The 22,514-nt window shown below is 66.2% G+C and carries 20 protein-coding genes, 1 tRNA gene and 1 other RNA gene; 10 read left to right on the top strand and 12 right to left on the bottom strand.

Annotated features, from left to right (window positions below; all coding sequences use genetic code 11):
• The first annotated feature begins 62 nt into the window (after positions 1 to 62).
• Complete coding sequence (locus TV39_RS02495; protein WP_052500467.1) at positions 63 to 3,083, top strand: S8 family peptidase; 3,021 nt, start codon at positions 63 to 65, stop codon at positions 3,081 to 3,083.
• 61 nt (positions 3,084 to 3,144) lie between these two features.
• On the opposite strand, the gene TV39_RS02500 is transcribed toward TV39_RS02495, so the two are convergent.
• Positions 3,145 to 3,648 carry a MarR family winged helix-turn-helix transcriptional regulator gene (locus TV39_RS02500; RefSeq protein ID WP_043477845.1) on the bottom strand — a complete coding sequence of 168 codons (504 nt, stop codon included), beginning with the start codon at positions 3,646 to 3,648 and terminating at the stop codon, positions 3,145 to 3,147.
• 78 nt (positions 3,649 to 3,726) lie between these two features.
• Between TV39_RS02500 and TV39_RS02505 the strand changes: the two genes are divergently transcribed.
• Positions 3,727 to 3,954, top strand: coding sequence for a hypothetical protein (locus tag TV39_RS02505; RefSeq protein WP_043477849.1), 228 nt, complete (start codon positions 3,727 to 3,729; stop codon positions 3,952 to 3,954).
• A 144-nt stretch (positions 3,955 to 4,098) separates the two neighbouring features.
• On the top strand, positions 4,099 to 4,281 hold the full coding sequence (locus tag TV39_RS02510) for a hypothetical protein (protein ID WP_144406283.1): 183 nt from the start codon (positions 4,099 to 4,101) through the stop codon (positions 4,279 to 4,281).
• A gap of 113 nt (positions 4,282 to 4,394) precedes the next feature.
• Here the strand turns inward: TV39_RS02510 and TV39_RS02515 are convergent, their stop codons facing one another.
• The 6 genes from TV39_RS02515 to TV39_RS02535 form a co-directional block, all read right to left on the bottom strand.
• Positions 4,395 to 5,753 carry an aspartate kinase gene (locus TV39_RS02515; RefSeq protein ID WP_043477855.1) on the bottom strand — a complete coding sequence of 453 codons (1,359 nt, stop codon included), beginning with the start codon at positions 5,751 to 5,753 and terminating at the stop codon, positions 4,395 to 4,397.
• Between the two features lie 146 nt (positions 5,754 to 5,899).
• Positions 5,900 to 6,487: a GNAT family N-acetyltransferase gene (locus TV39_RS21295; RefSeq protein WP_052500468.1), complete on the bottom strand. Its 588-nt coding sequence runs from the start codon at positions 6,485 to 6,487 to the stop codon at positions 5,900 to 5,902.
• A gap of 21 nt (positions 6,488 to 6,508) precedes the next feature.
• Positions 6,509 to 7,108, bottom strand: coding sequence for a recombination mediator RecR (gene recR, locus TV39_RS02525; protein ID WP_028272227.1), 600 nt, complete (start codon positions 7,106 to 7,108; stop codon positions 6,509 to 6,511).
• Between the two features lie 138 nt (positions 7,109 to 7,246).
• Positions 7,247 to 10,498: a DNA polymerase III subunit gamma and tau gene (locus tag TV39_RS02530; protein ID WP_082049431.1), complete on the bottom strand. Its 3,252-nt coding sequence runs from the start codon at positions 10,496 to 10,498 to the stop codon at positions 7,247 to 7,249.
• A 51-nt stretch (positions 10,499 to 10,549) separates the two neighbouring features.
• Positions 10,550 to 10,646, bottom strand: an RNA gene (ffs, locus tag TV39_RS21535) — signal recognition particle sRNA small type.
• 66 nt (positions 10,647 to 10,712) lie between these two features.
• On the bottom strand, positions 10,713 to 11,066 hold the full coding sequence (locus TV39_RS02535; protein WP_043477861.1) for a hypothetical protein: 354 nt from the start codon (positions 11,064 to 11,066) through the stop codon (positions 10,713 to 10,715).
• Positions 11,067 to 11,459: 393 nt separating this feature from the next.
• Between TV39_RS02535 and TV39_RS02540 the strand changes: the two genes are divergently transcribed.
• Positions 11,460 to 11,544 (top strand) — tRNA-Ser (locus tag TV39_RS02540).
• A 46-nt stretch (positions 11,545 to 11,590) separates the two neighbouring features.
• Here TV39_RS02540 and TV39_RS02545 read toward each other — a convergent pair.
• The gene (locus TV39_RS02545; RefSeq protein WP_043477864.1) at positions 11,591 to 12,520 is read right to left on the bottom strand and encodes an oxygenase MpaB family protein; all 930 of its coding nucleotides are present in this window, start codon (positions 12,518 to 12,520) and stop codon (positions 11,591 to 11,593) included.
• A gap of 399 nt (positions 12,521 to 12,919) precedes the next feature.
• Here TV39_RS02545 and TV39_RS02550 point away from each other — a divergent pair, with 399 nt between their 5' ends.
• The 4 genes from TV39_RS02550 (at position 12,920) to TV39_RS02565 (ending at position 17,346) form a co-directional block, all read left to right on the top strand.
• Positions 12,920 to 14,152 carry a M23 family metallopeptidase gene (locus TV39_RS02550; protein ID WP_052500469.1) on the top strand — a complete coding sequence of 411 codons (1,233 nt, stop codon included), beginning with the start codon at positions 12,920 to 12,922 and terminating at the stop codon, positions 14,150 to 14,152.
• 119 nt (positions 14,153 to 14,271) lie between these two features.
• Positions 14,272 to 14,757, top strand: a complete 486-nt coding sequence (locus TV39_RS02555; RefSeq protein ID WP_043477866.1) for a glutathione peroxidase — start codon at positions 14,272 to 14,274, stop codon at positions 14,755 to 14,757.
• Between the two features lie 234 nt (positions 14,758 to 14,991).
• Positions 14,992 to 16,203 (top strand): formaldehyde dehydrogenase, glutathione-independent, encoded by a 1,212-nt coding sequence (gene fdhA, locus TV39_RS02560; protein ID WP_043477868.1) that lies wholly within the window; start codon positions 14,992 to 14,994, stop codon positions 16,201 to 16,203.
• 195 nt (positions 16,204 to 16,398) lie between these two features.
• Positions 16,399 to 17,346, top strand: coding sequence for a phosphodiesterase (locus TV39_RS02565; RefSeq protein ID WP_043477870.1), 948 nt, complete (start codon positions 16,399 to 16,401; stop codon positions 17,344 to 17,346).
• A 19-nt stretch (positions 17,347 to 17,365) separates the two neighbouring features.
• Here TV39_RS02565 and TV39_RS02570 read toward each other — a convergent pair whose 3' ends face one another.
• Both TV39_RS02570 and TV39_RS02575 read right to left on the bottom strand, forming a co-directional pair.
• On the bottom strand, positions 17,366 to 18,841 hold the full coding sequence (locus TV39_RS02570) for a stealth family protein (protein ID WP_235347254.1): 1,476 nt from the start codon (positions 18,839 to 18,841) through the stop codon (positions 17,366 to 17,368).
• Positions 18,842 to 19,038: 197 nt separating this feature from the next.
• On the bottom strand, positions 19,039 to 19,953 hold the full coding sequence (locus TV39_RS02575; protein WP_043477872.1) for a hypothetical protein: 915 nt from the start codon (positions 19,951 to 19,953) through the stop codon (positions 19,039 to 19,041).
• Positions 19,954 to 20,100: 147 nt separating this feature from the next.
• On the opposite strand from TV39_RS02575, the gene TV39_RS02580 reads away from it, so the two are divergent.
• Together TV39_RS02580 and TV39_RS02585 are read left to right on the top strand one after the other, a co-directional pair.
• Positions 20,101 to 20,400 (top strand): type II toxin-antitoxin system VapB family antitoxin, encoded by a 300-nt coding sequence (locus TV39_RS02580; protein WP_028272925.1) that lies wholly within the window; start codon positions 20,101 to 20,103, stop codon positions 20,398 to 20,400.
• Positions 20,393 to 21,058, top strand: coding sequence for a LytR C-terminal domain-containing protein (locus TV39_RS02585; RefSeq protein WP_082049437.1), 666 nt, complete (start codon positions 20,393 to 20,395; stop codon positions 21,056 to 21,058). The genes TV39_RS02580 and TV39_RS02585 overlap by 8 nt, the downstream gene beginning before the upstream one ends.
• A gap of 39 nt (positions 21,059 to 21,097) precedes the next feature.
• Here the strand turns inward: TV39_RS02585 and TV39_RS02590 are convergent, their stop codons facing one another.
• Both TV39_RS02590 and TV39_RS02595 read right to left on the bottom strand, forming a co-directional pair.
• Positions 21,098 to 21,721, bottom strand: a complete 624-nt coding sequence (locus tag TV39_RS02590) for a TetR/AcrR family transcriptional regulator (protein WP_043477875.1) — start codon at positions 21,719 to 21,721, stop codon at positions 21,098 to 21,100.
• Positions 21,722 to 21,730: 9 nt separating this feature from the next.
• The gene (locus TV39_RS02595; protein WP_043477877.1) at positions 21,731 to 22,513 is read right to left on the bottom strand and encodes a DsbA family oxidoreductase; all 783 of its coding nucleotides are present in this window, start codon (positions 22,511 to 22,513) and stop codon (positions 21,731 to 21,733) included.
• Position 22,514 lies beyond the last annotated feature (1 nt).

Below are 22,514 nucleotides of genomic sequence, written 5' to 3' on the forward strand. Positions count from 1 at the left end.
GATGCATCCAGGAGGTGGGACCGGCTACGCCGCCGGTCCGACAACCTAGGAGGCAGTACGTCATGACTTACCAGCCTGTCGGCTCCCGCGCTCACAACAAAAACCCGGCCACCCGCCTCGCAGCCGTCGTCGCCCTGGGAATCTCCCTGATGATCGGCCAGGGGCTGGCTGCCCCCGCTTGGGCCGCCGCCGACCCCGGGGCGGAAGAAACGCCGAGCCTCGATGCCGGCCGCTACATTGTGATGCTGAAGGACAGGCCCCTCGCCGCTTACACCGGCGGCGTCGACGGCATGCCGGCCACCGCCGCGTCCAACGGCAGGAAGCTCGACGCCGGCAGCGCGGAGTCCCGGCGCTATTCGGCACATTTGGAGTCACAGCAAAGCAGGCTGGCCGCGGCGGAAGGCGTGGCGATCGAGGACAGCTACACGCTGGCGGTGAACGGCTTCAGCGCGGAGCTGACCGCGCAGCAGGCAAACGCGTTGACCAAGGACGGAAGCGTCCTTGCTGTCGTTAAGGACGCCCAGTACAAAATCGACTACTCCAGCACCGAATTCCTCGGACTGCCGGGCCCGGGGGGAGTCTGGGCGGAACAGTTCGGCGGCGACGCCAACGCCGGCAAGGGCACCGTGGTGGGCGTACTCGATACCGGCTACACGCCGGGCAATCCCTACTTTGCCGGGGAACAGGTGGCGCCGCTGTCCGGAGCTCCCCGCGTGGGCGAGCCGTACCGGTCGGCAGGAAACCAGATCACCATGCTGAAAGCGGACGGCAGCACTTTCGCGGGCGTCTGTCAGACGGGCGACCAGTTCGCCGGAACTGAATGCAACAGCAAGGTCATCGGCGCCCGGTACTACGACGCAGCATTCAAGTCCGCTGTCCCGCCGGGCCTGCGCTCGCCGAAGGAAGTGTACTCGCCCGTTGACATCAATAACCACGGCTCGCATACCGCCAGTACCGCCGCGGGCAACAGCGGCGTCAGCCAGGCCGTGGGCGGCCGGGACTTCGGCAAAGGCTCCGGCGTTGCCCCCGCGGCGAAGCTCGCCATCTACAAGGTTTGCTGGGAGGGCGCCAGCCCGGCAACCACCGGCTGCTTCGCTTCGAGCGGCGTGGAGGCCATCGAGGATGCCATCAGGGACGGCGTCGACGTCCTGAGCTACTCCATCTCCGGCACCAACAACTCAACGGTCGACCCCGTGTCCATCGCCTTCCTGAACGCCGCGGCGGCAGGGATCTTCGTGGCCGCGTCGGCCGGCAACTCCGGACCGGTGGCCAGTACCGTCAACCATGCTGCCCCTTGGATGACCAGCGTGGCAGCCTCCACCCACAGCAGCAGCCTCCGCGGCACGGTGGAGTTGTCCAGCGGCGAAAAGTTCGCGGGCGCCAGCATCATGGCCACTGAAGTTGCGGATGCGCCCATCGCGCTCGCCGTGGCTCTAAAGGCGGCAGACGCCCTCGACGCCAACGCCGCCCTGTGCGCGCCCGGCACCTTGGACCCGGCCAAGACCGCCGGCAAGATCGTGGTCTGCGACCGGGGCGTGGTGGACCGGACGGCCAAGAGCATGACCGTGGCCCAGGCGGGCGGCGTCGGCATGGTCCTGGTCAACCTGACGCCGAATTCGCTGGACGCGGACCTGCACAGTGTCCCCACGGTCCACCTCGACGACCCCGCCATCAAGGACGTGGTGGGGGCGGATGCGGCGTTGACGGCGCGGCTCGTGTCCACTGACACCTCAGGCCTGGACCCGCCGCCGGTCCCTCAGACTGCAGGGTTCTCCTCCCGCGGACCCACCCTTGCAGCCAACGGTGACCTCCTGAAACCGGACATTGCAGCTCCGGGGGTAGCCGTGCTGGCAGCCGTCTCACCGGTCGGTTCCAACGGCCAGAACTTCGGGTTCCTGTCAGGTACGTCCATGGCCGCGCCGCATATTGCGGGCTTCGGCGCACTGCTGCTGGGAAAGAACCCGTTGTGGTCTCCGGCCGCCGTGAAGTCGGCGATGATGACCACGGCATACGACCTGGTGGACGCCCAGGGCTCCCCGGTCCACGACGTCTTTGCCCAGGGCGCCGGACAGGTGGACCCGGCCAGGATCGCAACGCCCGGACTGGTGTACGACGCCGGCCCCAGCGACTGGCTCGCTTTCCTGCAGGGGCTGGGCTATCAGCTGGGCGTTACTCCGGTGGCCGCCAAGGACGTCAACTTGCCGTCCATTGCCCTCGGCGGCCTCACCGGCACCCAGACCGTCACCCGGACCGTGACGGCTCTGTCGGCCGGGAGCTACAGGGCGGAAGTCGATGTTCCCGGGATCACGGCTGAGGTGACGCCGGATGAACTGACCCTGGCAGAGGGTGAAAAAGCCACGTTCACGGTACAGTTCACCAACTCCGGGGCCACCCTGGACGCCTTTGTCGGCGGCTCGCTCACCTGGACTTCGGATAAGACCGTTGTCCGTTCGCCGGTGGCCATCCGTTCGGTGACCGCTGTTGCGCCGGCCGTCGTCAATGCCTCGTCCGCCGGCGGAAGCGGCAGCGTCGTCATTCCGGTCACGTCAGGCAGTCCCGAGCCAATTGACGTGACCGTGAACGGGCTTGCCAAGGCGAATTCGACGGCGATCAGCCTGGTTCCCGGGCCATACACCGGGGTCAAGGACGCCGCGAACGACGTTCAGATCGTGAACGTTCCTGCGGGTTCATCCCTGGCGAGGTTTGCAGTGAATGCCGCTAACCCGGCCGCGGACTTCGACCTCTACGTGGTTTCGCCGGCCGGCCTGCTCTATCCGGGGGCTACGCCTGCAGCCAATGAGGCAGTCTCCATTCCGGATCCGGTGGCGGGGGACTGGAAGGTGACCACCAACCTGTTCGCCAGCCCTGGCGGCGCGGCCACGGCAGCTTCCGTAGAAGTGATGATCCTCGCCGGCAATGCCGGAAACCTGACGGTGAGCCCCAATCCGCTCTCCATTGACAACGGCGCCACCGGCGAGCTGACTGCCAGCTGGACCGGACTGGAAGCCGGTAACTGGGTGGGCCTGATCAAATACGGCACGGGCCCGTCGACGCAGTTGAATGTGGCCGTGACGGCGCCGTGAGTTCGCCCGGTTCCCGGGTGGTAGCCCAGAACGCCGGATCCCCCGGGGAGCGGCTCCCGGGCTAGGCCCCGGCGTGGTCCCGTCCGGCCGCGTCGCGTGCGGCCGCGGCTTTGGTGGCGGCGATCAGGTCGGTCATCGCCTGGTGGAGTGCGCCCACCTGGTCGCGGGTCAGGCCCAAACGCTCCATCATGGTGCCGGGCACCGCCGTCGCCCGCTGCCGGAGGGCTGCGCCGCTCGGGGTAAGCCCGACGGCGAGGGCGCGTTCGTTTCCGGCTGCGCGGCCGCGGGTGATGTAGCCGGCCGCTTCGAGGCGGCGCAACAGCGGCGAGATGGTGGCCGGCTCCTGGGCCAGGGCGTCGCTGATGTCCCGGACCGAGCGCGGGCTGGATTCCCAGAGGCAAAGCATCACAAGGTACTGCGGGTGGGTCAGCCCGAGGGCATCCAGTACCGGTTTGTAGGCACCCACCACGCTTCGGGAGGCAACCGTCAGGGCGAAGCAGAGCTGGTGTTCCAGCAGGAGGTCTTCGTCAGACGCTTGGGTGGTCGCGGCCGAGCGCTGATTCATCGGTTTCTCCTCAATCGTTAGTGGGCTAATGATTAGCGTACACTGGGTTAGACTCGAACGTTCTGAAGGGAATCCGCAATGGCCAACAAGGAAAACGCCGCCCAGAAGTTCATGCGCGCCACCGGCAGGCTCCGGGCCATCTTCGGGCCAGCCAACCGCAGCGCCCTGGGCCATGAGATGACCGCCGAGAACAAAGCCCTCCTTGCCCGCCGCGAAGCGGAGACGCAGCAGTGGGAAACCATGCACCGGCCGGACGGCAGCACCTACGTGGTGCCCAAAAATCCGGACGACAAGTCCCTTCGCTAGGCTGCTGACGGCCGCGCAGCCCGGGGCCTTTTTTGGTCTCCGGGCGTAAAATATGGGCACAGGTACCAACCGGCCAATGCATCACTGCTTGACCCGAGACAGGGAAAGGGGGTGGGAATTGTGGCAAAGGCGATACAGCGCTTCATGAGCAAGACCGACAAACTGCGGTTCTTCTTCGGACCCGCCACGCGGGGTGATCCGACCGCCCCCGTTGTTCACAAGCATGACGACTTCGAGGCTGCATCCGAAGAGGACTTGGCCCACTTCGAAGTGGAGACAGACTCTGAAGGACACCACTACGCGGTCCGCAGGGAAGACGTCACATAGACCGCTGCATCACACAAGATCGGCATAGCAGAAACGGCACGGCGGTTCTCCCGCTGTGCCGTTCTGCTATGCCGTTCTGTTTGCGTCGGCCATATGTCCGGCGCTGGCCGACTTTAGCGGCCGGTGCCGCCGTAAACCGTTGCTTCGTCTTCGCTGTCCAGGTCGAATGCCTTGTGGATTGCCCGGACTGCATCGTCGAGCAGGTCGGCGTGCGTCACCACGGAGATGCGGATTTCCGACGTCGAGATCATGTTGATGTTGATGCCGGCGTCGGACAGGGCCTTGAAGAACGTGGCGGAGACGCCGGGGTGCGAGCGCATGCCCGCGCCGATCAGCGAGAGCTTGCCGATCTGCTCGTTGTATTCGATGCTTTCGAAGCCGATTTCCGGCTGGGCCGCACGGAGGGCGGCGAGGGCGTCTGCTCCTTCCACGATGGGGAGCGTGAAGGAGATGTCCGTCCGGCCCGTGCCGTGCGTGGAGACGTTCTGCACAATCATGTCGATGTTGGAGTGTGCGTCGGCGATGACCTGGAAGATCGCGGCGGCCTTGCCCGGGATATCGGGCACGCCCACAACGGTGACCTTGGCTTCGGAACGGTCGTGTGCAACGCCGGAGATGATTGGCTGCTCCAAGGCAACTCCCTTTTGAGTCGTGATCTTGTCGTCGGCGCCGGGCATGACCCAGGTGCCTTCGTTCTGGCTGAATGACGAACGCACGTGCAACGGTACGCCGAAGCGGCGTGCGTATTCCACGCAGCGCAGGTGCAGGATCTTGGCGCCGGAGGCTGCCAGTTCCAGCATTTCCTCGCTGGAAATGCGGTCAATCTTCTGGGCTGAGGGCACCACGCGGGGATCGGCCGTGTAGATGCCGTCCACATCCGTATAGATCTCGCAGACGTCGGCGTCCAGGGCGGCGGCCAGGGCCACCGCGGTGGTGTCGGATCCGCCACGTCCCAGGGTGGTGATCTCATTGGTGGTGCGGCTCATGCCCTGGAAGCCGGCCACGATGGCGATGTGTCCCTTGTCCAGGGCGGTGCGGATCCGGTGGGGATCGACGTCGATAATGCGCGCCTTGCCATGGATGCCGTCGGTGATCATGCCGGCCTGCGAGCCCGTGAAGGACTGGGCCGAAGCGCCGAGCTTGTTGATGGCCATGGCAACCAGGGCCATGGAGATGCGCTCACCCGAAGAGAGGAGCATGTCCATTTCACGTGCCGGGGCGGAGTCGGTGACCTGCGCGGCGAGGTCCAGCAGTTCGTCCGTGGTGTCACCCATGGCGGACACCACAACAACCACTTCGTTGCCTGCCCTCTGGGCATCGACGACGCGCTTGGCAACCCGCTTGATACCGTCAGCGTCGGACACCGAGGAGCCGCCGAACTTCTGCACGATGAGCTGCTTGGTGCGGGCCGTGGCGACGGGCAGCACGTACGGCTGGTTCTCTGTCTTCACTTCGGTAGTGGGCATACTCATGCGCGCACCCTCACTGCATCAAATCGGGGTTCCTGGGCCAAGCAACCAAAACGGCGCGACGGCGTAACTGATGTGCCCAGTTTATCGCCGGGAACCGCGCGGCGCTGAATTGTGACCGCATGGTGGCCCCCGTCAGTCATCTCCGGCTAGTCATCTCCGGCAAGGGGCCACGACGTCCGGTCCAGGCGGTAGCGCCAGGATGCCAGTGCCTTGCCGTATGTGTCCTGGCTGGCGGTGAAGTAGTGATCCTGGGTGAAGCCCAGGCTTTCGAGGAGGCGCCGTGACGCCGTGTTGGGCTCGTAGACTCCGGCGTAGATGGTGTGGGTGCCGCGTTCTGTGAAGAGCCAGCGGACCAGGGCTCCGGCGGCTTCTAGTCCGTATCCCTTGCCGTGGTGGTCCGGGTGGAGCAGGTAGCCGAGGTTGGCGCACCGGGCCGGCACGCCGCCCGGCAGCGGCGGTTCGGTTGTGTTCCACGTGCGGCCGTCGCCGATCACCGCACCCGTTGAGCGCAGGACCACTGCCCAGCCATAGTGGAACCACTCGGCCGTCGAGCGTTCGGCACGGGCTAGCAGATCGGCGAGCAGCCGGTCGGTCTGTCCTGCGGTCAGGGCATGGTGCGACAGGTAGCGGACGGCATCGGGGTTTCCCCTGAATGCCCGCAGCGCGGCGGCGTCGGTGTGCGCCAGGAGCCGCAGTTCCAAGCGTTCCGTGACGAGGGAGGGGAGCGGTTCCATGGACTGCCGTCGCTGCCCGGATCAGCTCAGCGCGTTGCGGCGGCCCTCGAAGGCGCGCCCCAGGGTGACCTCGTCCGCGTATTCCAGGTCGCCGCCCACCGGCAGGCCCGAGGCGAGCCTGGTGACTGTGATTCCGATCGATTTCAGCATCCTGGCCAGATACGTGGCCGTTGCCTCGCCCTCAAGGTTGGGGTCCGTGGCGATGATGATTTCCTGGATGGCGCCGTCGTTCAGCCGGGTCAGGAGCTCCCTGATCCGCAGCTGCTCCGGCCCCACACCGGCGATGGGATTAATCGCGCCGCCGAGGACGTGGTAGCGGCCGCGGAAGGAACGGGTCCGTTCGACTGCCAGGACGTCCTTGGATTCCTCCACCACGCAGATGACCGAAGGATCCCGGCGGGGGTCGCGGCAGATGTTGCACAATTCCTGCTCCGTGACGTTGCCGCACACCGTGCAGAATTTCACGCGTTCCTTAACGGTGGTGATGGCCTCGACAAGCCGCTTCATGTCCTGCGGGTCCGCCTCGAGGATGTGGAATGCCAGACGCTGGGCGGACTTGGGGCCCACACCGGGAAGGCGGCCAAGCTCGTCTATCAGCTCTTGAACTGCACCTTCGTACACAATGTCCTCGTTCGTTTGAATCGTTTGGTTGGATCATGGGTTGGCGGGCGGGCGCGGTTCTGCCGTTCCTTGCCGGGAGGCTGGCGGGGTCAGGCCCCAACGCGGGGGCCGGTTGAAGGATGCCGTCCGGCGGGCAGGCTAGAAGCGGGGTGCGATCGGGCTCCCGTCCAGGGACCGTTCCTCCACCAGCTTTCCGCCCAGAATACGCTCGACGGCGGCGCGTCCAAATACGCCCGATTCTTCAATCGTTTCGTCGTCCGGACTGGGTGTGTCCTGGACGTAGGTTTTGACTGCCTCGGCCTGCCGCGCAGGGGCTTTGGCTCTGCCGGCTTCTGCCTCGGGGCTGTTGGACAGCCGCTGGTACAGGCTCTGCTTCACCGCCCCGCCGGGAGCGGCTGCCGGGGCAGGGGCAGGCGGGACTGTGGGTGATGCGTAAGCCGCCGGTGCGGGTGATGGCGCGATGCTCCTGACATCCGGGCCAGCCATTGCCGGCGACGGGTCGGCTGCCGCAGCGGGACCATACTGCGCGGACGTCGCCCAGCCCGCGCCAGCGGACATTCCGGCACCGGACAGTGCACCTACCGGCTGCCTGACTTCGGCCGGAGCCGGGGCCTCAACGGGTTGAATGCCCTCGGCTTCCTCCCGGATCGCGGCGGACCGGGGCAGCTGTGCCGCCGCCGGTTCGTAGTGGGGTGCCTGGGGCTCCGGGACCACAGGCAGGCCGGCCTGGTCCGGCTCCTCCACGGACTTGCCAACGTTCGATTCGGCACCCACGGTCCACACGCCCGGCGCCTCTTCCTTGGCGCGTGACCAGGGATCATCGGTGGAGGTCTCGCGTGCAGAGCGCGGAGCCTCGACAGAACCGGAGATCCCGGCCGGCTGATCGCGTGAGACGCTGCTTTCCGGAGCCCCGCGGTCCGGAGCCGGACGGCCCGGTGCGCCGGAGGTGGCGGGTCCCGGCCGGGTTGCCCCTGAGTGCGCCGGGACGGACGGCGTCCAGTCCATCGGAGGCTCTTCCTCGAGTGGCGGAGCATCTTCGTCCAGCGGCGGGCCCCAGTCGTCGTCCGGGTAGCTGTACGACCCGGATGCGTCGTCCTGCTGCCGCGGGGCAGGCGGGGCCTGGGCAGGCTCAGCCTGGGCGGGCTCACGCCCACTGACTGTGTTAGCGGCGTCGGCTGTGTCCGCGGCATTGGCGGTGCCTGCGGCGCGGCCGGGCGTTGCGTCCGCGACCGGACGCGGGTCCGTGGTACCTGCCGGGGCGGCGGCCGGTGGTGCAGCTGACGGGCTCATGTCGGGAGTTGCATCCGGTGCGGAGGACGCCGGGGCGAGGCCCCAGGCTACGTCAGCGGCCGTCGCGGGCGGGGCTGGGCTGGCGGCTGGCGCGGGCGTTTCCGGGCTAGCGGGCGTGTCCGGGCTGGCCGGTGCTTTTGGGTTTGGCTCAGAGCTCGCTGAGCTGCTGGCGCCGCCGGATACCGCATTGATCTGGCAGTCGATCCCAACGGTTTTGTGGATTGCCTGGCGAAGATTTTCCGAGTGGTCTGCCCGGCCGAAAGCGCCAGCCAGTCCGGAGGTAGTGAAGGCCAAGGTAAGTACCTGGCCGTCGAACTGGGCCACCTGCGCGTTGGGTTCCACGAGTGCCCACGTGCTGCGCTTGATCTTGCTCAGTGTCTGCAGGACCTCAGGCCAGGCACGGCGCAGGACTTCGACGTCGCCGCCGGCTCCGGGTGCCGGGGCGTTGCGTTCCGTCGCCGGCTGGCCCGCTTCGGGGCGCACGGGTGTCCGCTCGGCCGTGGTGGGCGCAACCGGGGCCGGCGCTGCGGGTCCCGATGCAGGTGCAGGTGCAGGTGCGGCCGTGGGCTGCGGACCTGGAGCCTGCGGACCTGGAGCCTGCGGACCTGGAGGACGGGCGGGGGCCTGGCCGGGTGCGCCCCGATTCGCCGACGGTGGCTCGTCAACCGGCCAGTCGGTGGTGGAGACGCGCGGCGGGGTGAGGGATTCGCGGGCAGGTGCAGCGGGTGCGGGAGCAACTGAAGGCTGCGGCACTGGCTGCTGCGCTGCGGACGCTGCAGGAACGGCAACGGGTGCAGGCGCCACGGGGGACGCCGCAGCGGGGGCAGGCGTCGGCTCCGGCGCGGGTGCCGGCGCAGGGGCTGCCACGGCGGGAGCCGCTGCTACGGGAGGTGCCGCTGCAGCAGCGGCGGGAGTTCCGACGTCGTTCCCGCCGTAGTTCAGCCGGCGCTCCACGCGGTCGATCCGGGCTGCGATGCCGCGTTCGGTCTGTTCGGAGTTGGGGAGGAGGATGCGTGCACACAGCAGCTCAAGGTGGAGGCGCGGCGACGTTGCCCCGGTCATCTCGGTCAGGGCAGTGTTGGTGACGTCCGCTGCACGGGAGAGCTCGGCTGCGCCAAGGTTGTGGGCCTGGTTCTGCAGGCGGGCTATCTGGTCGGCCGGCATTCCGCGCAGTATGGACTGGGCGCTCTCCGGCATCGCCTGGACGATGATGAGGTCGCGGAAGCGTTCCAGCAGGTCCTCCACGAAACGGCGCGGGTCGTGGCCGGTCTGGATCACCCGGTCCACCGCGCGGAAGACGGTGGCGGCATCGGACGCAGCCACGGCTTCAACGACGTCGTCCAGCAGGGACGCGTGCGTGTAGCCCAGCAGTGCGACGGCGAGCTCGTAGTCGAGTCCGCTGGGGCCGGCACCTGCCATGAGCTGGTCCAGGACGGAGAGTGAGTCCCGGACGGAACCGCCGCCGGCGCGAATGACCAGGGACAGCACTCCGGGCGCCACGGGAACGTTTTCCTGGTTGCAGAGCAACTCCAGGTAGGCCATGAGGGGCTCGGGCGGGACCAGCCGGAACGGGTAGTGGTGGGTCCGCGAACGGATGGTGCCGATCACCTTGTCCGGCTCCGTGGTGGCGAAGATGAACTTGATGTGTTCCGGCGGCTCTTCCACGATCTTCAGCAGGGCGTTGAATCCTGCCGAGGTGACCATGTGGGCTTCGTCGATGATGAAGATCTTGTACCGGTCCCGGACGGGAGCGTACGTGGCGCGTTCGCGGAGGTCGCGGGCGTCGTCCACGCCGCCGTGGCTGGCGGCGTCGATCTCGATCACGTCGAGGGAACCGGAACCGCCGCGTGCAAGCTCTACGCAGCTGGGGCACTTGCCGCAGGGGGTATCCGTGGGGCCTTCGGCACAGTTGAGGCAGCGGGCCAGGATGCGGGCCGATGTGGTCTTTCCGCAGCCGCGCGGACCGGAAAACAGGTAGGCGTGGTTGACGCGGTTCTTTCGCAGCGCCGTCATCAGCGGCTCCGTGACGTGTTCCTGCCCGATAACGTCAGCAAAGGAATCTGGACGGTATCTGCGATAAAGGGCGGTTGTAACACTCACAGAGAAAACCCTACCAATCCGGGCTGACAGTTTGCCGCCCTGTGGGGGAATAGTAAAGACCCCCCATGCACCCGCCAGAGCCCATTTACCCTTGCTACCTTCCGGTCCTGGGGGAGTTCAACAGGATGACGCCACATGAGGGGCCGTCAATGAGTTTACCCGATGATTCCGTGTGCCCCGAATCGGCCGCCGGCGTCCCGTTCCGGCCCCGCGGCTACGCTCCCCGGCCGCCCTGCAATGGTGCCGGACGGTGCCCGTTGACTGCCCAGCTCATCAGTGCGGGCTCCTCGTAGGGGTGGGCTGAGCGAAGGGCGGCCACCACGGCCTCGAGCACCTCTTCCCCGACGACGCATTCGATCCTCACCTCCGCCACCTGTTCGGTGCGGCCTTCCGCACCGATGAACGGCCGGGATCCAGCCAAGGGCGTGAACCGGCCTGTGCCCGGGGTAATGAACGCGCAGTGTGAATAGTTGCCGATCCGTCCGGCACCCGCGTTGCCCACGGCAGCCAGGACAGCCTCCGCGTGGTCCGCGGGAACGTATGTCACCAGGGCGTGAAGTTGCGTCATGTGCCCATCTTGGCAGTACTTACGCTCCTGGTTAGCGGCACAACTCGGTAACGGTCCGGCGATAATCGCGGAGGAACCCTTGCCATCCACCGGCTCAAAGCGGACGATGGATATGTACACCGATTGGGGCAATCTCAAGTTGAGCTCAAGGTTGTGAGCTGCAGGGCCTGGCGCGAGGGCCGGACCCGGCAGCTCAACGGTGTTCCGGAAGAGTGGGCGCATTGGGGGCGTCCATTTTGACGTTAAGGACATATTTTGACCCCAGGATTGGCCCGGAAATGCGCGGGTTTGGGGCGGTTGCCGAGCGTGCTGCCGTAACGCTCCGTTTGGCCCAATTGGGTGATGCCGAAAAGTTCAGGTATTCTAGTATCTGCTTTTGATTCAGAAGCTACTGGAGAATTCGCCTAGCGGCCTATGGCGCACGCCTGGAACGCGTGTTGGGTTAACGCCCTCGGGGGTTCAAATCCCCCATTCTCCGCGGTTTGGCCCCGGTCCTCGGACCGGGGCCTTTTTGCGTTCCGGACCTAGGATGCCCATCCCAGGCGGCGCAGGCGCCGCCGTGCGGCTTGCTCGCTCGGTCCACCCCTGCCGCTGCGGCCGACCCCGCCCAGGGCCAGCTGGACGACGGCGAGAGTGACTTTGGTGCCAAACCTCACCGGCAACGGCAGCGGGCCCAGCCGCGGCTGCCGGAGTCCCAGCATGTCCCGGTATTTCGGTTCAAGGCTGGAAACGGCAGCGGCAAACAACATCCGGTAGCCGGGTCGCAGCGAAGGATGAAGCGGCGGATTGCGGATGAAGGCCACAATCTCGGCCACCCTTTCGTCGGAGCGGAGGTCGCCGTCGTCGTACCACTTGTCCAGCTGCTGCCGCATGTCCGCCTCGCTCAGCGGCGGTGAGTCCACGCCCATCAGCAGTCCCGCGTGCGCCCACTCCCGGACGTAGGCGTCCGGCCCGCCGGGGATGGGCCGTCCCCAGATCTTGTGGGCGGAGAGGAACGCGTCCGTAAAAGCGATATGCACCCACCGGAGCAGTTCGGGGTCGTTCGCGGCGTAGCTCCTGGCGATGCCGTGGGCGTCCACATACTCTCCCCGCACGGATTCGTGCAGCCGAAGGACCCAGCCGGATGCTGCACGCGCCGCGGACGTCGAGCCATAGGACACGGTGAAGATCCAGCGGATGGTTCCGGCGAGCCGTCCCAACGGGTCCTCCCGGAACCGCGAATGGTCGTGCACACCGGCCAGGGCACCAGGATGAAGGGCCTGCATCAAGAGCGCGCGGATTCCCGCCACAATGGTGGTCATTGAACCGTGCACCGCCCAGACGGCGGACCCCGGGAGGTGGTAGCCGGCGTCGTCACCCTCTTCAAGCAGGGGAACCCACCCCGGCACGGCCCCCCGTGTTCCGGTGAATGTTTGCCTGAGCTCGGCCTGCCACTCTTTGAGGACGTTGCGCATGGTCCATTCTTGCGCACCGGCGGCGGGCCGCGTCAGGGGAAGACCCAACACATCAGGGGAACGCCCGGCTCATGGAGTTACAGGAGCCCGTGGCTGTGAGCCAGCTGGGAATTTCGGCGTGAAAGGGCGGAATCCCGCGGGAGGATCTGGCTCGGCCCGATGTTGGGGGTTCACAGGGGCGGAGGGCTGTGGTCCCATAGGAATCGTAAGTCCGTCGAGATTGGGGTCTGGCGGGCCTATCGCAGGAGTCAGCACGTGGGAAATCACTGGGGATACGGACCCGACGAACATCCAGGCAGGCCTTGCCTGGCCGCTGCACGGATACTTGGCATATGCGCTGTTTCCACGCTTGGCGTGGTTGCGCTTAGTCTCCAGGGACCCGCCTCACCGCCATCCGCCATGGTTGCCTCAACCGCGCAGCAGGCCGCGGTGGGCGGTCCGGGTGTTGCGCCCTTATGGCCTGACGCCTTCATGAAACCGCTGGGGATTTCACCCGGGGCTATCGCAGCGAATTCCAACGCCCTGATTTCGTACAGCCGCAGCGATATTCGGACCATTTCCAAGAGCGGCAAACGCGAACTGAACGTTGCTTCCGAGGAGCTGAAGCGGCCGCCCGCCGGTTCGTTGATGGCGCCCCTCGAAGTACTGACCGAGACCTCCGGCTTCGGACTCAGGACAAGTCCCCTGACCGGTACTGCGGGGGAGTTCCACTGGGGCCAGGACTTCGCGGCTGCCTGCGGCACCCGGGTGTACGCGGCCGACGCCGGCGTGGTCAGGGCGGTCGGCTGGCACCCCTGGGGCGGCGGGAACCGGGTGGAGATCGATCACGGCAACGGGCTGATCACCACGTACAACCACCTGGAAGGGATTGCGGTCAAGAAGGGTGACTCCGTCCAGGTGGGCGAGGTCATCGCGAAGGTTGGCACCACGGGTTCGTCCACCGGCTGCCACCTGCATTTCGAAACCATCCTCAACGGCGTCCACACCAATCCGCTCGACTGGAAGCTCCTGCCCACCAGGCAACTGGACGAGCTCGGGAATATTGACATGATCAGCTACGTCCCTGGCGGCGACGCCCCGCAGGGCGATCCCACCTGGGCGATCCCCGTCTCCGCGGACAATTCGCACACAGTGGCGGGCGGAGAGAAGGAGGGGTCCGTGCAGGGAACGCCGTCGGCCGCTGCGACGCCATCCGCGACGGCCACTGCGACGCCGACGCCGAGCGTGTCCGCCGCACCCACCGCGCCCTCGACCGCGACTACAACGCCGCCGCCTAGCGCCACCTCCACCCCGTCGCCCACACCGTCGGCCACACCGTCGGAGACGGAGACTGAGACGCCAACGCCGTCGGCCACCCAGACCGAGCAGGCCACTGCCACAGAGTCGCCGACGCAGACCGTCACCAGTGAGCCAACGTCCGAGCCAACGCCCACCATTGAGCCAACGGTTGAGCCAACGGCCGAGCCCACCACTGAGCCAACGGCCGAGCCGACCGCCACGGCCACGGCCACCGCCACCACCACGGCCAGCGGGGACCCTTCGACGGAGCCCACAGCCGAAACCGACCCAACAGCGACACCCCAGCCGACTCCGAGCGGGACGGGCACGCCCACGCCCACGCCCACGCCCTGACAGCCTCCCGCTCCTCGGCCGCGGATGGCCAGCCACTAAAATTCACTGGGGCACCAACCCATACCCTTGGCCGTTATCAACGAATAACAGCCATGACCAGTTTCTCAAGGAAGCCCACAGTGAATTCGATCCACTCCATTCCACTGACCCTCAACGGCGGCACGGAAACAGATTTTGGCCGCTTCAAGGGGCAGGTGGTGATGGTGGTCAACGTGGCTTCCCAATGCGGCTTCACACCGCAGTACGCCGGCCTTGAGCTGCTCTACGGGAAGTTCAGGGACCAGGGTTTCGAGATCCTCGGCGTCCCCTGCAACCAGTTCGCCGGCCAGGAACCGGGGAGCGACGACGAAATCGCCGAATTCTGCGAGCGTAATTTCGGCGTGACGTTTCCGCTGACCGCGAAGTCCGACGTCCGCGGCAAGAACCAGCACCCGCTGTACGCCGAGCTCACCCGGTTCAAGAACGGACTGCTCCCGGGCCTCGTGAAATGGAACTTCGAAAAGTTCCTGGTAAACCGCGACGGCGTTGTGGTGGCCCGCTTTGCCCCCACCGTTGAGCCGGACTCGCCAGAGGTCATCGCGGCGATTGAGGAAGCCCTCGCCTGACCGCGGCCGCGGGATAGTCCGCGACTGAAGCTAGGGCCCAACGGCCCCTACCCCTAAGTAGGCTTACCGCCTAGACTGGCCGAACCCTCCATACTGTCCAGTACGGCTGCGGCTTTGCCGGCGCAGCACGGCGGGACGGCACGGCCGGTCCATGCCTGCCTCGGAGGGCGCATCAGAACTTCGCGAATCACACTCGGCACCCACGTCGGTGCCAGTGAAACCAGGAGGAAAGAGATGACAGGGAACAAAGCCGTTGCCTACAAGGGGCCGGGAAAAGTCGAACTGATCGACATTGACTACCCCACGTTCGAACTTAAGGACGGACCGGGCGTCAACCCCGCCAACGTGGGCCGTTCGGTGCGCCACGGCGTAATCCTCAAGACCGTCGCCACCAACATCTGCGGATCCGACCAGCACATGGTGCGTGGCCGCACGACTGCGCCCCCGGACCTCGTGCTCGGTCACGAAATCACCGGTGAAGTGGTGGAGGTGGGCCCGGACGTCGAATTCATCAAGGTGGGGGACGTTTGCTCGGTTCCCTTCAACATCGCCTGTGGACGCTGCCGGAACTGCAAGGAACGCAAGACCGGCATCTGCCTCAACGTCAATCCCGATCGTCCGGGAAGCGCCTATGGCTACGTCGACATGGGCGGCTGGGTTGGCGGGCAGGCAAACTACGTCCTGGTGCCCTACGCGGACTGGAACCTGCTGAAGTTCCCGGACAAGGACCAGGCCATGGAAAAGATCCTCGACCTGGCCATGCTGTCGGATATCTTCCCCACGGGCTTCCACGGCGCAGTCACCGCCGGAGTTGGTGTGGGCTCCACCGTCTACATTGCCGGTGCAGGTCCTGTGGGCCTGGCTGCGGCCACCAGCGCCCACCTGCTGGGTGCGGCGGCAGTGATCGTGGGCGACCTGAACGAGGGGCGGCTTGCGCAGGCACGCAGCTTCGGCTGCGAGACGGTGGACCTGTCCAAGGGCGGCCCGGCGGAGCAGATTGAGCAGATCCTCGGTGTGCCCGAAGTTGATTGCGGCGTTGACGCTGTGGGCTTCGAAGCCAGGGGCCACGGCCACGACGCCAAGGAGGCTCCGGCCACGGTGCTGAACTCCTTGATGGAGCTCACTGCGGCCGGTGGTGCCCTCGGCATCCCCGGTCTCTACGTCACCGGCGACCCGGGCGGCGTTGACGAGGCCGCCAAGAAGGGCGCTCTCTCGCTCAGCCTGGGCACCGGCTGGGCCAAGTCGCTGAGCTTCACCACCGGCCAGTGTCCGGTCATGAAGTACAACCGCCAGTTGATGATGGCGATCCTGCACGACAAAGTGCACATCGCCAAGAACGTCAACGCCAAGGCGATCAGCCTTGAAGACGCGCCCAAGGGCTACGCCGAGTTCGACGCCGGTGCCGCCACGAAGTACGTCCTCAACCCCAACGGCTACTTGAGCTAGTTGCCAAGTACTTGAGTAACCGGGTTCGGCGGCCACATCCCCAGGCGGGTAAGTGGCCGCCGAACTACTTGTTCTTGCCGTTTTTCCAAATATGAACACTGGAGTTTGCACACTATTTGCCGAATGTCTGGTTGGATAGACATTACTGAGAGGGAAGTTGGGGGCTACAGCCTCCACCCAACCAGGAAGGCAGTAATGGAGCTCATCGAGGCCGAACATCCGCGGCCACGTCATTTTCTACTCCACCTGAGCGACCCCCACCTGTTGGGAGGTCAGGATCATCTCTATGGCGCGGTAGACAGCGAAGCCCGCCTGAAGCAATTGTTTGAGGAAGTCAAGGCCTCAGGGGCCCGGCCGGAAGCCGTGATTTTCACCGGCGACTTGGCCGACCGAGGCGAACCGGAGGCCTACTCAAAGCTCCGGGCGATCGTCGAACCCGCCTGCAAATCGATGAACGCGCAGGTCATCTGGGCGATGGGAAACCACGACGACCGTGAGAACTTCCGTACCGGCCTGCTTGACCAGCCCGGAAACGACTCGCCGGTGGACCACAGCTACTTCATCAACGGCTTGAGGGTGATCACCCTGGATACGTCGGTGCCGGGATACCACCACGGTGAACTTAGCCGGTCACAGTTGGAATGGCTGGCTGCTGAACTCGCCACTCCTGCGCCGGACGGCACCATCCTGGCGCTGCACCACCCGCCGGTGCCCTCCATCCTGGACCTGGCAGTGCTCGTGGAGTTGCGCGACCAGCAGGCCCTGGCTGCCGTCCTGCGCAACTCGGATGTCCGCACCATCCTGGCCGGGCACCTGCATTACTCCACCACCGCCAGCTTCGCCGGCATCCCGGTATCGGTGGCCTCCGCCACCTGCTACACCCAGGATCTGAACGTACCTGTGGGAGGTACCCGGCCGATCGACGGCGGACAGGCCTTCAACCTGGTGCACGTTTACGAGCACACAATCGTGCACTCCGTGGTGCCTGTCGGCAGCGCAGCCACAGTGGGCGAGGTGGTGAGTGCGGCCGAAACACAGCGGCGGCTGGCGGCGGCCGGCATCCGCATTCCGCGGCAGGCCAAAACCCAGGGACACCCGCCCACGCAGAGCATCCCCATGATCAGCCTGGGCTCCGGGCGCTAAGGACCCCGGCCGGGGAGACCTACTTTTCCCAGGGCGCCTTGATGGGGTAGTACTTCTCCAGGAAGTCCGTCACCAGCCTGGCGCGTTCCTCGGCCTCCACTTCGGGGAAGCTGCCGTCGTTCAGGCAGAAGAAGTCCATGTTGCGCTTGGCCAGCAGCTTGGGCAGGTAATTGAGTCCGGCGCGGACGGTGGTGTCCACGTACCTGACCTTCGCTGCGGTCTGGGTGACCGCGCGTCCGGTCAGCAGTGCGTAGTAGTGGTAGAAGGAATTCGTCACGGAGATATTGTCCGCAGCGCGGAACCGGCTGGCTGCGGTCTTGGCGAATTCCTGCGGGAATTCCTGCTCCATGGTGGCTGCAACGCTCCGCCGCAACGGGGCCGCGGTGTGTTCCAGATGGCGGGTGGTGATGCGGCCGAACCGGTCCCATAGGAGCTTCCGGTTCACCCTGGCGGCATTCTCGAAGCCGCTGCGTTCCGCGTCGTTGTCGCCCAGCCCGATGCGGGTTTCCGCCTCGATGAACTTGGTGACCCCTCCCGGGGTGAAGAACATGTCCGGTCCCACTGCACGGCCGAAGAACATGTCGTCGTTGGAGTACAGGAAATGCTCCGACAGCCCCTCGATGTGGTGCAGCTGGCACTCGACGGCCTGTGAGTTGTGCGTGGGCAGCACGGACGGGTCCGCGAAGAATTCCTCACTGCGCACAATGGTCACCGACGGGTGGTCGGCAAGCCAGGCGGGAGCCGGGGAGTCCGTGGCAATGAAGATCCGCCGCACCCATGGCGCAAACATGTACACCGAGCGCAGGGCGTACTTCAGTTCGTCAATCTGGCGGTACCGCGCCTCATGGTCATCGCCTTCGCCCACAACAATGCCGGCCATCCTGGCGCGCCGCGCGGCGATGTACTCCGGGGAACTGCCGTCCACCCAGGAAAACACCATGTCGATGTCGAAGCTGATGTCGCTGGCGTGGTCCGCGAACATGTTCTCGATGGTGGGCCAGGTGTGCCCGTAGCGCTCCACGGTGCCGCGAACAGCGTCGGTGGTGAGCATGGTCCGGCGGGTCAGGGAATTTTCAATCGGCAGGACCAGCTGGTCGCCTTCGAAGCTCCACAGCTCGATCTGCACGCCGGCGGAGGAGCCGAACTCGAAACCGCCGTTGGGTTCCACCCGCGGGCGGTAGAGCCGGAAGATCCGGGCCTGGCGGTTGGGGGAGAGCTCGCCGTCGGCCACCAGGACAGAGGACTTCTTCTTGGCATCCACGGTCATGGAGTAGACGGGCTCGTCACGGCATGCTTCCACCAGCGCGGCCCGGAGTTTCTTCCGGTTCTCCCAGTCCAGCGCAATGACCGGCCTGTGGTTGTTGCCGCGGACCAGGAGGTAGTCCAGGCCCGCGTTCGCTAGGACATTGCGGATGAACAGCAGGTCCTCCACCATGGCCTGGTACGGCGTGCGGGTGTCGTTGATCAGCGCATAACGCCCGCGGTGGCGGACCACATCGGGGCGGTTCTTCAGCCGCGCGACAGCCGCCGGCGACGTTACCTCGGGGTGGCTCCTGCCGTCGTCGGAGGCCTGACCGCCGTAGTAGATCTCATCCTGAACGAGTGCGTCTGTAATGGTGTTTCTCCGAGCTTTTGTCTATAGAGGTCCTACCTGCATGATAACCCGCGCCAAAAAACTGGACTAATCCGGACTTAGCCGGCCAGAGCCTCCCGCCAGCTGCGCAGGAAAGCCCCGCCGGCGTCGTCGTGGATCACGTCCTCGGCGAGCCCCAGATCGGCGGCCGTCAGGACCGCATACGGCTTGACGGGAATCCCGTCCGCGGGGCGGACGTCCACATGCTTCACGTCGTGGTCGTTGTGGTGCAGCCAGTCGGCCATGGCGTAGTCGGTGCGCGAATCGCCCACGGTCCGCCAGGCCTGCGGCCGGACGCCCTGCGCCGCGAGCAGCTCCACAGCACGGCTTGCACCCAGGTCCTTGCCGAGGCGTACTGACTCGATGTCCGTGGAAATGATGGTGGGATCCACCCGGTAGTCGATCTGGTCGTCCGAGTCGGGAGCATGGTGGTCCAGGCGGACCACGCCCAGGCCGTGGCGGGCCATCAGCTCCATGGCGTCGGCGTCGAACAGCTTTTGTTCGTCGAGGTAGTCCTGGCTGGACACTTCGATGTGCTGCTCCACGGACACCATGGCACGCTTGGTTTCGTCGTAGAACATGTGTTTCGAGTAGTCCTCCGAAACCAGCCGGCGGACGTCATCCCCGTAGGCGCGTGGGACGGCAAGGTCGTGGTCCACGTGCACAGGCCCGGGCCCGGCAGCCGTGTAGCTGAACCAGACGGCCCCCTTTTCGCAGATGGCGTGGATGACCGTTCCGGCGGGCATGCCGGCCGCGATCATGGGCCCCATCACCTGTTCGCGGATGAATGCGTCCGAGCGGCCGGTGTTGAAGATGACGGGAATCCCGGCGGTGGCGAGGGCCACCATGTCCGCGATGATCTCCGGCTTGACGTTGCGGGTGACCGGGCTCGCCACCGGGCCGTCGACGTCGAGCAGGAGGGCAAGGGGAGGAGCCGACGGCGACGCGGCGGCCTGGGTCTCGGATGCAGTCATGGCTTCATTCTCTCAGTCCGGGCGGTCCCGGCGCAGAATGTTGCCTTGCGCCGCCGCGGCCAGCCAATGGTCACTGTTTGGCTACAACCTTGGCCCTGCGTGGGGTCATTCGTTCCCTTGGGCGGGCAACATCCATAGGCTTGCAGGGTGATATTCAAAGCTGTGGGCGAGGGACGCCCTTACCCCGACCATGGTTACAACACCCCGAAGGAATGGGCTGCCCTGCCTCCGCGGCCCGTCCGGCTCGACGAACTGGTGACCACCAAGCGCACCCTCGACCTCGAGGCCCTCCTCGCTGAGGATTCCACGTTCTTCGGCGACCTCTTTCCCCATGTGGTGCAATACCGGGGAACCCTGTACCTCGAGGACGGGCTGCACCGTGCCGTCCGCACCGCACTGCACCAGCGCACCGCCATCCACGCCCGCGTGCTGGTGATAGATGGCTAGGAAACCCAAGGACATCACGGTCCTGCACGGGCACCGCGTGGTCTCCGGGCCTGAGCTCAGAGCCACGTTCGTCGATGACGACGACACCGCAGACAACCCCGTCCGGTTGCGCCGGCGAATCCTGCACGGCGTGGTCCTTGTTCTGTTGGTGGGGCTGATCATCTCCGCGATTATCGTTGCGCTGGCCATCATGAACGGACAGATCAAGATTCCGACGGCGGAGCGGAGCCAGTCTGCCGTGTCCGCGTGTCCCACAGCCACATTTGACTACACCCCGAACGACAAGGTCAGCCTCAACGTCTACAACGCCACTAACCGGCCGGGCCTGGCCCGTTCCGTGGCCGACGCGTTCCTGGCCAGGAAATTCGCGGTGGCAGTGGTGGACAACACCCAGTCCGGTTACAGGGGCGTGGCCGCAGTGGTTTCCGGGGCTGCGGGCCAGTCGGCCGCTTTCACCGTCCAGCGGAACCTCCCCGCATCTGACTACTTTCAGGACGGCCGTTCGGACGGCAGCGTGGATGTGATCCTCACGGGTGACTTCAAGGAACTGACCGCGCCGGAACTCGTGGACCAGACGCCCGGTCAACTCAGCTGCCCGCGCGAGAGCCGCCGGATCGTGGACAGCGCCAAGTGGCCGGTGATCCCCAAAGCCGGCTGAGCCCGCCAGACCTGGGTGGCCGGATCCGGGTGAGCCCGCTTACGGCTGGCTGAGCCGGACCGGCTGGCCGGCGTCGTCGAACCGTGCCCCGGCGCCCAGCTGGATGAACCGCACGGTGCGGAGCACCGCCTCGGCGGTGCCGTCGCCGCGGGCGGCGCTGGAGGACAGGGTGCCGTGGATGAGCTGGGCCAGTTGGGCGATGTCAGCCTCAGGGAGGTAGCCCTGCGCCATCGCGTCGCGCAGGATGTCCTGCAGCAGGAGGCTGAGTTCGCCCACATGGTCCGCGAGTTTGGAGAAGGACGCGGGCGAGAGCACGGCGGCCATGGCAGGACCCGGCGGCAGGTGGCGGCGGCTCAGGTCCTCCACCTGGGCCCGGACGTACAGTGCAAGGCGTTCCACCGGGTTCTCCAGGGACTGCAGCGACTCCCGGAGGCCATCGAGGAAGCGCTCGGTTTCGTCCAGTGCGTAGGCGATGAGCAGCTCTTCGATGTCCGCGTAGTAGTTGTACACGGCGGTGCGCCCGATGCCGGCATGGCGGGCAACATCGGTCATGGTGAGCCCGGGCAGGCCGTGGGTGAAGAGGAGCTCGCCGAAGCCGGTCAGGATGCGGCGTTGGGTCTCGGCTCGTTGGGCAGCATTCGTGGCGGCCGAAATCCTAGGCATACAGACACTTTACAGTGATCTGTCAGCAAACCCGCCCGTGGCGGGCGCGGCGAGCGCGGCGGCTCCGACCGCGCAGCCGTCGGGGCCGCACACGCCGGCACTGTCGTCGGAGCTGTTCTTGCTCCCAGGGGCGCCGGTGCCGGCCATAACGAGGGGCTGCTTTTCCTGCCATGCCTGGTTGAGTGCCTGGCTGAACATGGCCGATGGCTGGGCGCCCGATAGTCCGAACTTCCGGTCGATCACGAAGAACGGCACGCCGCTGATGCCCAGGGCACGGCCTTCTTCGAAGTCGAAGCGGACGTCCTCGGCGTACTTGTCCGTGGTGAACAGCTCATCCAGTTCCCCGGCGTCGATCCCCAGGTCCTGCCCCAGGGAGGTGAGGTACTCCCGGCTGCCGATGTCCTTGCCGTGCTCAAAGTGGTCGCTCAGCAGGCGCTCCTTGGCGGCGTCCTGCCTGCCGTGCGCGGCGGCCAGGTGGATCAGCCGGTGTGCCGTGAAGCTGTTGGCAACCACAACGGTGTCGAACCGGTAGTTGAGGCCCTCGCCCTTCGCCTGCTCCGCCACGTGGTCGAACATCTGTGAGACCTGCGCCGGGGCCATGCCCTTGCGGGTGCTGAGGTAGTCCAGCTCGGTGCCGTCGTAGTGCTCGGGCAGACCGGGATCCAACTGGTAGCTGCGCCACTTCACCTCCACGGAATCGCGGTGCGGGAATTCGGCCAGGGCCGCTTCGAAACGGCGCTTGCCGATGTAGCACCAGGGGCAGGCGACGTCGGACCAGATCTCAATCTTCATG

Source organism: Arthrobacter sp. SPG23 (assembly GCF_000876655.1).
In the GTDB taxonomy this organism is placed as follows: domain Bacteria; phylum Actinomycetota; class Actinomycetes; order Actinomycetales; family Micrococcaceae; genus Arthrobacter.

Bases quoted from the DNA above. Each gene is read 5' to 3' on its own strand.
- TV39_RS02510 (WP_144406283.1), top strand. From the start codon at position 4,099: ATGAGCAAGACCGACAAACTGCGGTTCTTCTTCGGACCCGCCACGCGG.
- TV39_RS21295 (WP_052500468.1), bottom strand. From the start codon at position 6,487: ATGGAACCGCTCCCCTCCCTCGTCACGGAACGCTTGGAACTGCGGCTC.
- TV39_RS02535 (WP_043477861.1), bottom strand. From the start codon at position 11,066: ATGACGCAACTTCACGCCCTGGTGACATACGTTCCCGCGGACCACGCG.
- TV39_RS02595 (WP_043477877.1), bottom strand. From the start codon at position 22,513: ATGAAGATTGAGATCTGGTCCGACGTCGCCTGCCCCTGGTGCTACATC.
- TV39_RS02495 (WP_052500467.1), top strand. From the start codon at position 63: ATGACTTACCAGCCTGTCGGCTCCCGCGCTCACAACAAAAACCCGGCC.
- TV39_RS02550 (WP_052500469.1), top strand. From the start codon at position 12,920: ATGGTTGCCTCAACCGCGCAGCAGGCCGCGGTGGGCGGTCCGGGTGTT.
- TV39_RS02585 (WP_082049437.1), top strand. From the start codon at position 20,393: ATGGCTAGGAAACCCAAGGACATCACGGTCCTGCACGGGCACCGCGTG.
- TV39_RS02575 (WP_043477872.1), bottom strand. From the start codon at position 19,953: ATGACTGCATCCGAGACCCAGGCCGCCGCGTCGCCGTCGGCTCCTCCC.
- fdhA (WP_043477868.1), top strand. From the start codon at position 14,992: ATGACAGGGAACAAAGCCGTTGCCTACAAGGGGCCGGGAAAAGTCGAA.
- TV39_RS02590 (WP_043477875.1), bottom strand. From the start codon at position 21,721: ATGCCTAGGATTTCGGCCGCCACGAATGCTGCCCAACGAGCCGAGACC.
- TV39_RS02545 (WP_043477864.1), bottom strand. From the start codon at position 12,520: ATGCGCAACGTCCTCAAAGAGTGGCAGGCCGAGCTCAGGCAAACATTC.
- TV39_RS02565 (WP_043477870.1), top strand. From the start codon at position 16,399: ATGGAGCTCATCGAGGCCGAACATCCGCGGCCACGTCATTTTCTACTC.
- TV39_RS02500 (WP_043477845.1), bottom strand. From the start codon at position 3,648: ATGAATCAGCGCTCGGCCGCGACCACCCAAGCGTCTGACGAAGACCTC.
- TV39_RS02505 (WP_043477849.1), top strand. From the start codon at position 3,727: ATGGCCAACAAGGAAAACGCCGCCCAGAAGTTCATGCGCGCCACCGGC.
- TV39_RS02515 (WP_043477855.1), bottom strand. From the start codon at position 5,753: ATGAGTATGCCCACTACCGAAGTGAAGACAGAGAACCAGCCGTACGTG.